Origin of the sequence: Parafrankia soli, assembly GCF_001854695.1 — a bacterium.
GTDB lineage: Bacteria > Actinomycetota > Actinomycetes > Frankiales > Frankiaceae > Parafrankia > Parafrankia soli.
On sequence record NZ_MAXA01000037.1, the window covers coordinates 1 to 9,912 of the forward strand.

A 9,912-nucleotide genomic window follows, 5' to 3' on the forward strand; every position below is an offset into this window, starting at 1 on the left:
GGGATCGGTGAATCTCACTCGAGCCGCGGCGGCCACCGGGGTGATCCGCATGGTCCACACCAGCACGATCGATGTATTCGACGCGCCGCCAGGCGGCCATTTCGACGAGACGAATCTCGCCGTCAGAGCGAAAAGTACGGCATATGAGCGGTCGAAGCAGCAGGCCGAACGGGCTGTGCTCGCGACGGCCGGTGCCATGGAGGTAGTTTTCGCCAATTCAGCGACAGTTTACGGCCTTGGCACGACCGGTAACGCCTCGATGGAGACACAGATGTTCCGTCCTGTACTGCGCGGACTGCTACCAGCCGTCCCCTCGGGCGGGTTTGGGGTGGTCTTCACCGAGGGTCTGGCCCAGGGGCACTTGCTCGCCGCCGAACGCGGACGGTCGGGCGAGCGTTACATCCTCTGCGACGAGCATGCGACGGTGATGCACCTCGCGCGGACTGTGGCCAAGGTCGCTGGTCGTGGCCGTGCACCGGTCATCACTATTCCAACACCAGTGATGACTGCGATGGCTGTGGCAGGTGAGGCGGTCGCTAAGATCACCCGTCGACCACCACCGATCGCCCGTTGCCAGCTTCAGTACTTGCTCTGGAACGCCACGCCCGACTCATCCAAAGCGCAGAGGGAACTCGGCTGGCATCCCACCTCTTTGTCGGAAGGCATCCGTCGGACTATCACCGAGACCGGCCTCCGTGAAGCCTGAACCCGCGAGCAGTTAGAGAGCTTGAATCCGTGGTCTCGAGCGAGTCCTGGTGATCTCCTCATTCAGTTCCCCACGAGCTGATGGTTCGCTCGGTAGCTGACGATGCGCTGCTCGCAGGTCCGGAAACCGTCTGCGAAGTCGGACCACCCTGAAGTAGTCCGTTTATTCAAATGATCGACCACCCTCCTGACTCCTTCAATCCTGGAGTAGCATTTTGTCAACTCACTCAACCACCCCATACTGATTCTCCGACTTCTCGTCGACGTCATGAGCCGCTTTTCGTGGGTGCTGCTCCCTAAAATCGGCGCAGCGCGCCCGTAGGCTCGGTTCAGATCTGTAGTACAACACCATCAAGGAAAGAGAGGCTACGGTTTCGCAGCAGCCATAGATTGCCCGCAGAATAAATTTCCTCATTGCTCCTCCATGCTACGAGAAAAGAAGGCTGGATGTTAATCCAGTGTCAGGGTAGCCGTGTTTTGCGCAGGTCGCCACTTCGACTGAACCCAGGCTGGCGGATATTTCTACCGAGATGTTCGGTGACAGAGCCCTGTGGAGTGATGTAGATTCGCTCGCATGCCGCTCTGTGTTCTTCGGTACTATGCGACGGTGAGCTCGGCCGTGTCGAGAACGACCGGCGTGCTCTCTCCAGATGCGGCGCCGATGGGCTTCTTGTCGATTTTGCGCATGGATTCCTCGGAGGGGTAGCGGCGTTCGGAGACCTGCGATACGCAGGAGCGCTTCCCAGTTCGGGAAGATCTTGACGACGTCCGTTCGCCGCTCGAGTTCCCGGTTCACCCGTTCGGGGGGTGTTCGACCAGATCTTGCGCCAGTGCGGGTCGGGGAAGTCCGCGAACGCGCTGAGATCGGCCTTCGCGGTGAGAATCGCCTCGACCGTCGGGAAACTTCACCGCGAGCAGGTCGATGACGATTGAAGCTGGCCCGTGTTTGTTCATACCTTGGCTCTTTGAGATAAAGATCCCAGGGAGGAGTGCAGGTGCGCGATCAGAACCGCCGTATATCAAGGAGTTCCGCCGACAGATGGTGGATTTCGTTCGGGCTGGTCGGACGCCTGAGGAACTGGCCAAGGAATACGGACTCTCGGGGCAGTCGCTCCGTAACTGGGTCCGGGAAGCCGAACGACCAACACCCCGGCCGTTTCGCGACGACCCCAACCGTGTACTCACCGTGTCCACCAGCGTTCATACGCGCACCGTGCTGCCTGGCGCCACGTGAGGGCCAACCGCCCTMGCCCACTCCACTCGTGCCTGCCGTAATKGGGAGTACTCGATGCTCGGTGCAGAGACCATGGCGTTCGATCATGGCTCAGTTGGTGGTCGGGTCCAGGCTATCCTCGAACGAGGATGTCAGCGCGTTCAGAGCGGGCTTCCGACGAATCGTAACGGCAACTATCTCGGATCAGGCGAGAGACCCGAGCTAAAATGGTTGGCTTCATCGGGTCCGTGGGTCATCTACCTGTTCGTGTAGCCAGTGGACGAAGCTCTCGGCGACACGAATCTGCCCGCGCAGAGCCGCGGCCTTCTCCTCGGCCCGCGCGGACCATGTCCGCATTGCCTTCCGGAGCTCCTCCTGTTGGGATTCGGTTAGGCCGGGACAGCGAACGTCATCACGGAGAGTGAGTAGTTCCCGGATCTCGTCCAGGGTGAAACCGAGTGGTTTCATCTTTTTGATCAGAAGTAGCCGGTCGGTCGCGTTATCGTCGTAGAGTCGAAATCCGCCGTCGGTGCGACCCGCAGGTGTTAGCAGCCCAGCCTCTTCGTAGTAGCGAACGGTGCGCAGCGACAGTTGAACGCGTTCGGCGACTTCACCAATCTGCAGGAGAACAGCTGTCGACTGTCTTGTGGTGTGGCTTCCTTGACTCACGGGCCAGATCATCCCCTACTTTAGCGTCGATTTTGCGATGGCCACGATACGTCACTCAGGAGACTCTGAGTGGGTCCGAACCGCGTATCGCGGTGGTTGGCCAGCGGAGCGGCGACGGTTACGTCCTGGAAACAACGGGACGGMATGCTAGGTCGACGTCCGACGAACCTGACCACCTGTGTCCCGTTCGGCGCATGGTCGGTGCCCGAGGCCGCGTCGGCGGTTGCCCGGGTCCCCTGGTGTGTCCCTGGCAACGACCGATGCCGGTGGCGTCCTCGCCTCCACCGCGGAGCTCGACCTCGACGCAACAGTCTCAACGCGCGGCTTGTCCTCACCGCGGCGGAGTTGGCTCCGAACTCCAGGCTTGTTCTGCATGATGAGACCAATCCTTTCGGGTGACTGTCCGGTGCTCCTGGCCTCGGGACGTTCGCCGTCGAAACACTCACCTTCGGATCGGGAAACATACTGATCCGCGTAAATGAATTTCCGAATCGCTTATTGGCTTGGCGGTATTGAGGTCAACGGGTCATCGTGCGCGCTGTCCTTTCGAGAGATTTTGCTATTCGGTGATCGGTGTATTCGGGGTATAGGAATCCTGTGAGGACGCCGGGGTCATTCTGGCGCTCGCGATCGGCTGCTGTTCACCGGCCTGTTGGTTCTGGCTGCTACCGGGTGTCCCCCTGGTACACATGGCCTATCTTCTACAGGTTTCCCCTCAGGGCTGGGTCTGGCACCGTAGTTGGATTATCCAGGTGGGGATGGTCGACCAGAACGCGATGATGTAGCCGACGAGGACGCCCTTTGCTCCGCCGAGGTGGAGCCCGATGAGCGGACAGGCGAGCAGGAGCGGCGCGAACCGCAGGTTGATCCGAAAGGTGAGCCGGGTCCGGCCGAGTGCGTAGAGGACGGCGGCGGGACCGACCGCGAGCGCTGGCCCTGCCTGTTGGACGATCGCGAGCCCGAGCAGGCCCCGGGTCTGGAGCCAGGTGTCGCCGAGCAGCGCCCGGCCGAACCCGTCTGGGAGGACCAGGAAGACCAACGCCCAGATCGTGCTGGATGCCACCACCACCGCGGACAGTGCGTAGGCGAGACGGCTTCTGGTCCGGAGGGGCATGTCCGGGCGTCGCGTGAACTCCGGGATAGCGAAGCTGGTCAGCGCGACCGCCAGGTTCGTGGTCGGCGCGAGCAGTGTCTGAATACCTCGCAGCGCGCCCACCAGCGATGGCGATCCGAACATGCCGATGATCAGGGTGGAGGTCTGCTGCGCACCCTGCACGGTGATGTACTCGGCGGTCATGAACCCGGTTGTCTCTCGGTGTGCTGTGAACCAGCGGATAGCGCGTCTTGGATCAGGCCATGCCCGTGTCTGGGCGATGCCAAGGAGGGCGGCTACCACCGCGGCTGCACCCCAGGCCAGAACCAGGCAGGCCGCGTCAGAGCCGAAACGGGCGGGTAGCGCCGCGAAGGCGGCCACCATCGTCGTCGCCCACACGAGGTCGTTCGCGAGTGCGGCAGCCGGGCGGCCCTCAGCAAAGAACGTGTAGCGCCAGGAGTCCTGGACGAGCAGCGCGGGCATCACGATGCCCATCGCCACGAGATTCGAGCCCAAGGCGCCGGAGCTTGCCGTGCCGGCGGCGAGGAGCACCGCGCCGCTGATGACGCCGAGGGTGAGCGCCGTGCCGCTCGCGGCGCGGGCCGCGCTACCCGGAAGGCGGGTGGTGAGGCGGTCGCGTAGTGGATGCCGAGAGGGGTGGTCGAGGCGGCTCGCGACAGTCCCATGACCAGAGCGAAGATCGTGTAAGCGATGGCGAACGCGCCGAACTCAGCGGCGCTGACCCGCCGCGCGATGACGAAGTTGATCGCGGCGTTCGTTCCGCTGGACGCGACCTGGTCGAGGACGGTCCACATGGCCTTGGTCGCCCCCCTGCTGCGCGGCTGCGGCGCGGTGGCAAGAACACCGGTGCCTGTCTGCCCCGGGACCATGCGACCAGGCGCGGCTGGTGTGAGGGGGGTACCGGATCCGAGGGGGGACGACGGGTAGTCGAGGACGGCCTGGCGGGCAGCAGACAGGTCGATGGTGTCGCTGTCCGCGCCTTCGTGCGGGGAGGCATCGCCGCTCGACCAGGACCTAGCCAGGGCTGGTCCGCGACCTGCTCGGACGCCACGTCCCTTCCGGCGGGGACAGCTGGTTGAGGAGAACGCACCCCACCCGGTGGGATCGCTTCATGAGGGCAAGTCTACCCTTACGTTAGGGTCGTGTGTGTCGGCGCGCGAGGGAGCGCGACGGTTCGCCGGCCAGCCACAGCACAAGGATCGGCAGCCAAGTAGAAGCCAGGGGTATGTCGACATGGACGAGGTACGCAATGACCGTTGAATCGCGTCTACTTGAGATCTTCCGTTCGGTTTTCGCAAACGACCACCTGGTCATCCACGACTCGACAACGGCGGGTGATGTCCCCGGCTGGGACTCGCTCGCCCACATCAACCTCATGTTCTCCATCGAGAACGAGTTCGGTGTACGGTTCACGGATGATCAGCTGATGAGCTTCGCGGATGTAGGTGAGCTGCGGCGGTTCCTGGAATCACGGACACAGGTCGCATGACGGCGCCTACCTTTCCCGGGATGTTGACTGCTTGGCGGAACCCCGAACCGGGCGCGTCGTCACCTGGCGTGGACCCGCCGGCGGATTCGGTAGTGGAGGACCGAACCGGTGGCGCCGCGAGCTCTGCCGGTCTGACGACGCTCCTCCGGGAGGATCGCGACCGCCATTACGGCTCGCTGACTCACCCGGGTTTCCACGTCCTGCTGGTCTACCGGCTGGCCCGCTGGTCGATGGCTAACGGTGGCCCGGCCGCCCGCGTTGTCGGCCTGCTGTGCAAGGCCGTGAACAACCTGGTCATCCGCAACCTCTACGGCGCCGAGGTGTCCCCGCAGGCCGTGATCGGCCGCCGCGTGCTCATCGGACATCACCAGGCCGTTCAGATCCCGCCGTTCAGCGTGGTCGGTGACGACTGCATCCTCCGCCACAACGTCACGATCGGCCTCGCCGGATCGGCGTCGCCCCGTACGGCCGTCCCCCACGTCGGACGCGGCGTGGAGATCGGATCCGGAGCATGCCTGCTGGGTCCGATCACCATCGGTGACCGAGCGAAGATCGGGCCGGGGGCACTCGTCACGGTGGACCTTCCCAGCGAGTCGACCGCGTTCGCGCAGCCCGCCCGCGTCATGCGGCCACGCCCGCCGGTCGCCACGCCCGAGCCGCGTTCCGATCGCGATGGCCAGACACGCACCGATCGCCGTGACGAGGAGCAGGAATCATGACGGCACCAGTGGGCCTCATGCGTGACGACGATGTCCGCGATGCTTTGGATCGCGCCCGCGCACTGGCGGATACCGGGGACGCCACCGGCGCGCTGCACCTGGCCTTCCGGGCCATCGACGCCGACGCCACCCTCGCCACCTGGCTGGCCGCGGCGGGCGTGGCCCGACGTTGTCTCCCGGCCGCGGACCTGCCTCGTTCGGCCCGCGTCGCTGTGCTGGGCAGCTACACGACGACGCAGTTCGCTGCGTTGCTCCCCGTGGCGGCGGCGCGGGCGGGGGTCGCCGTAGAGGTTTACGAGGCCGGCTACGATCAGTACCAGCGCGAGATCCTCGATCCAGGCAGCGGCCTGTACCGGTTCCATCCCGACATCGTGGTACTGGCTGTTCACCACGGCACCGTGTCACTGCCCGCCCGTCCGGCGGACCCGGCCGCCGCCGACGCCGCTGTGGACGCGGAGGTGGAACGCTTTCGCGGCCTGTGGGATGCGCTGGCGACACGTTGCGAGGCACGGGTGGTCCAGCATACCGTCGCGATTCCGGCCGATGTGGCCCTCGGACACGTGGCCGCCCGGCTCCCGACCTCTCGTCTGGCGATGCTGCGCCGGTTCAATGCGGCCCTCGGCCGGGCGGCCGGCAGTACCGTGGCCGTCGTCGACTGCGAACGTCTTGCCGCCTTGGTCGGCGCCGAGTCCTGGTTCGACGCCCGCTACTGGCACCGGGCCAAGCAGGCGGTGTCGCTGGGATGCGTCCCGCTACTGGCCCGCCACACCGGTGCGGTGATCGCAGGGCTGCTCGGCCGTGGCCGCAAGTGCCTGGTCCTCGACCTGGACAACACGCTGTGGGGCGGGGTCCTCGGTGAGGACGGCCTTACCGGCATCGCGCTCGGCGCCGGACCGGTCGGGGAGGCCTTCACCGCCTTCCAGGAGTATGTCCTCGAACTGCAAGAACGCGGAGTCGTCCTCGCGGTCTGTTCCAAAAACAACCGCGCCGACGCCCTCGAGGCGTTCGCCCGCCACCCGGACATGCGACTGCGCACCGAGGACATCGCCGTCCTGTCCGCTGGCTGGGACGACAAGCCGACCCAGATCCGGGACATCGCCGAAACCCTGCACCTCGGCCTCGATGCGCTCGTCTTCGTCGATGACAACCCCGCCGAGCGGGCCATCGTCCGCCGGATGCTCCCCGAGGTGGACGTCGTGGAGCTCCCCGAGGACCCCCACGGCTACGTCCGGGCGCTCGCTTCCTACCCCTACTTCGAGACCGGTGCGATCACCGCCGTCGACCGGAGCCGAACCGCCCAGTACCAAGCCCTCGCTCGGGCCGCCGAACTCCGCGGAGACGCCGGTGACCTGGACGCTTTCCTGCGCGACCTCGACATGACCGCGACGGTCGTGCCACTTGACGAGCTCACCATTCCCCGCGTCACACAACTGATCAACAAAACTAACCAGTTCAACGTCACTGGCCGCCGTCGTGGCGAGCCGGAAGTTCGGACACTCGCCGCCGATCCCGACGTCCTCACCGTCTGCGTCCGGCTCACGGACCGCTTCGGTGACCACGGCCTGGTCGGGGTTCTCGCCGCGCGTGTCAGCGGACCGATGGTCGACATCGATACCTGGCTCCTGAGCTGCCGGGTCATCGGCCGGAGCCTTGAGGACGAGATGCTGGGTCTGTTGGTCGAGGCCGCTCGGCAACGTGGCGCCCGCACGCTACGAGGCACCTACCATCCCTCCCCGAAGAACGGGCTCGTCGCGGACCTCTACCCGCGGCTCGGCTTCGAACGGACCGGTGAGGACGAAGCACCCTCCACCACCTGGCGCCTCGCTCTCGACCAGGCGAAACCGCCCCCGGGCTTCATCCGGCTCGCCCCGACTCCATGAGGCGGGCCTCGGACCGCGAACCAGTGAACGGCGCGCAATCGACCACCTCAACCGTCACATACGCGTAGCTGTCGCCACAGTCGTCACCGGCGGGATCGGCGGAAGCCATCCGTGCGGGCCCCTGTCGCTGGCCAGCGAGAAAAGGCGCCGACCTCATGACGTCCGCCGCAGGATCACCCATCGAAACCGCACGTGCGAACCGCGCCATGCTCGGTCTGCGTGGCCGCGGGGCGATCATCACGGGCGCATCCCACGGGATCGGCCGCGAAACAGCCCTGCGGCTCGCGGCGGCAGGCGCTGTGGTCGTCGCGACCGGACGTGACGAGCCTGCCCTGAGATCTCTGGCCATCGAGGCCGAGTGCACAGGCGGTGTCATCCACCCGCACCGCGCAGACCTCACCGATCAAGCCGATCGTGATCGACTGTCGGCCGCTGCGCGGCGTCAGGTAGGCCGCGTGTCCATTCTTGTGCATTCAGCCGGGGTCCACCGACGCGACTCTCTCGCCCACGCCCCCGTCACTCACTTCGACGAGCAGTTCGCGGTCAACGTGCGCGCCCCCTACGCACTGACCCAGACACTCCTTCCCGATCTCATTGCGGCGCACGGCGACGTCGTCTTCATCAACTCGACCCAAGGCCTGTCCGCGGCGGCCGGCGTCGGTCAGTACGCGGCCACTAATTAAGCACGCACTGCGCGCGGTCGCCGACGCGCTGTGCGCCGAAATTGTCGACACGGGAGTGCGAGTATGCAGCATCTTCCCTGGCCGAACGGCGACGCCTATGCAGGAACAGATATTCCGCGACGAGGGACGACCGTGGAACCCTGATCTGCTCGTACATCCTCGAGACATCGCGAACCTGGTTGTGGCCGCTGTGGCACTGCCAGCCGGAGCTGAGATGTCGGAGGTTGTGATACGACCCGCGCGCAAGCTGTGATCGCGGACCTGTCAACCGCCGCCCGTCCGGCCGGACCACTCTCACCCACGTCAACGGCCCTGCGGCATGGCCGAACGATGATCAGATCGTCTGTCGACGCGCTACCTGGCGGTCCTGCGCGTGGACGTGGCGGGGGCGCCGGCGCAGCGCCGGCTGCGATGCGTGCCGACGCCCGTCTTCTGATCGGACGCCGTCAATCGTGTCCGGTCACCGGGCCGCGCCGGCCGGAGTCGGCCGAGGCGACTGCGATCGTGTGCAGAGACGGCCGCCCACTGTGAGGAGGTCGCAGGCTCCCAACCCGGCCTGGTGAGACCCGTCATCAGCCCGGTGAAGATCCTGGCCGCGCGCAGCGCGTCGTGCGGGCGACCTGCCGCCAGTTTGCGCGTGGCGAGGACAGAGAGCGTGGCGGCGTGGACGGCCGGCCATGACCGGCCGAGGACGTGCCGGTGGCGTCGCGCGTAGACCGCCGCAGATCGGCCGAGCTCGGCATACAGCAGCCCTGATCGCCCAGTGGACTCACCACCGGCGTGCATCACAGGCATGGCGTCGCCGGCCCAGACGATGTTGCCGCCAGCCGCGTACAGGCGAGCGAACAGGTCGGTCTCCTCGTAGTACAACCAGTAGGAGGGATCGAAGCCGCCGAGGCGGTGGAACGTCTCCGTGCGGATGGCGAAGAATGCGCCGATCGGGTACCTCAGTTCGGGCCAGCGGGCGACCGCGGCGGCCTCGCCGAGGACCGCCGTGTAGGCGTTCGTCTTCCACGTGGGGAGTACTGCTGTGCCGCGGCCGTGGTTCCCGTCGCTCCCGCGCATCGCGAACCCGATCACGTCGACCGGCGGTGTGGTGGCGGCGAGCAGATACGGGAGCATCACCTGGGTCTCGGATGGAATTGTGACGTCGCTGTTGACTACCAGGAGCCAGCCCGGCGCTGGACCGTCTTCGGTAGCGTAACTGACGGCCATGTTGACGGCGGTGCCATAACCCACGTTGCCGTGGCCCTGGAGAACGGTCACGCCATCCGGTACGGAACAATTTCGGGTCCATCGGTCGTTCTCGACGAGGATCACCCGACAATCGGGCATGTTGACCAATGGTAAATGTTCGGTGATGCCGTGGGATCGCACGTCGAGGTCCCGGCCGGCGTTGCTGGTCGGTTGGGTGTCGGCGAGGCGGGGTCAGGCCGCGTG

The 9,912-nt window shown here is 65.8% G+C and carries 9 protein-coding genes and 1 pseudogene; 6 read left to right on the forward strand and 4 right to left on the reverse strand.

Translation table 11 applies throughout. The annotated features are described in order from the left end of the window. A partial coding sequence (locus BBK14_RS05325) for an NAD-dependent epimerase/dehydratase family protein (RefSeq protein ID WP_083390732.1) occupies positions 1 to 706 on the forward strand: 706 nt, incomplete at its 5' end. A gap of 717 nt (positions 707 to 1,423) precedes the next feature. Here the strand turns inward: BBK14_RS05325 and BBK14_RS39590 are convergent. Beyond that, positions 1,424 to 1,607, reverse strand: a pseudogene (locus tag BBK14_RS39590) (transposase); the annotation flags it as partial. Between the two features lie 20 nt (positions 1,608 to 1,627). Between BBK14_RS39590 and BBK14_RS42010 the strand changes: the two are divergent. After that, entirely contained in the window at positions 1,628 to 1,939 is a 312-nt protein-coding gene (locus BBK14_RS42010) for a transposase (protein WP_083390733.1), read from the forward strand. A 216-nt stretch (positions 1,940 to 2,155) separates the two neighbouring features. Here BBK14_RS42010 and BBK14_RS34675 read toward each other — a convergent pair whose 3' ends face one another. Together BBK14_RS34675 and BBK14_RS05330 are read right to left on the reverse strand one after the other, a co-directional pair. Next, positions 2,156 to 2,587, reverse strand: coding sequence for a MerR family transcriptional regulator (locus BBK14_RS34675; RefSeq protein ID WP_241831154.1), 432 nt, complete (start codon positions 2,585 to 2,587; stop codon positions 2,156 to 2,158). Between the two features lie 715 nt (positions 2,588 to 3,302). After that, the gene (locus BBK14_RS05330; protein WP_131802168.1) at positions 3,303 to 4,196 is read right to left on the reverse strand and encodes an MATE family efflux transporter; all 894 of its coding nucleotides are present in this window, start codon (positions 4,194 to 4,196) and stop codon (positions 3,303 to 3,305) included. A 754-nt stretch (positions 4,197 to 4,950) separates the two neighbouring features. Between BBK14_RS05330 and BBK14_RS05335 the strand changes: the two genes are divergently transcribed. The 4 genes from BBK14_RS05335 to BBK14_RS05350 all read left to right on the forward strand — a co-directional run bounded on the left by BBK14_RS05335 (position 4,951) and on the right by BBK14_RS05350 (position 8,472). Further along, a complete protein-coding gene (locus tag BBK14_RS05335) occupies positions 4,951 to 5,190 on the forward strand; it encodes an acyl carrier protein (protein WP_071060086.1) in 240 nt (79 codons plus the stop codon). Between the two features lie 92 nt (positions 5,191 to 5,282). Beyond that, positions 5,283 to 5,909 carry a serine O-acetyltransferase gene (locus BBK14_RS05340; RefSeq protein WP_071060087.1) on the forward strand — a complete coding sequence of 209 codons (627 nt, stop codon included), beginning with the start codon at positions 5,283 to 5,285 and terminating at the stop codon, positions 5,907 to 5,909. Beyond that, positions 5,906 to 7,789, forward strand: coding sequence for an HAD-IIIC family phosphatase (locus BBK14_RS05345; protein WP_083390737.1), 1,884 nt, complete (start codon positions 5,906 to 5,908; stop codon positions 7,787 to 7,789). The genes BBK14_RS05340 and BBK14_RS05345 overlap by 4 nt, the downstream gene beginning before the upstream one ends. A 155-nt stretch (positions 7,790 to 7,944) precedes the next feature. After that, positions 7,945 to 8,472: an SDR family NAD(P)-dependent oxidoreductase gene (locus BBK14_RS05350; protein WP_338045423.1), complete on the forward strand. Its 528-nt coding sequence runs from the start codon at positions 7,945 to 7,947 to the stop codon at positions 8,470 to 8,472. Between the two features lie 354 nt (positions 8,473 to 8,826). Here BBK14_RS05350 and BBK14_RS05355 read toward each other — a convergent pair whose 3' ends face one another. Beyond that, the gene (locus tag BBK14_RS05355) at positions 8,827 to 9,738 is read right to left on the reverse strand and encodes a glycosyltransferase family 2 protein (RefSeq protein WP_241831155.1); all 912 of its coding nucleotides are present in this window, start codon (positions 9,736 to 9,738) and stop codon (positions 8,827 to 8,829) included. Positions 9,739 to 9,912 lie beyond the last annotated feature (174 nt).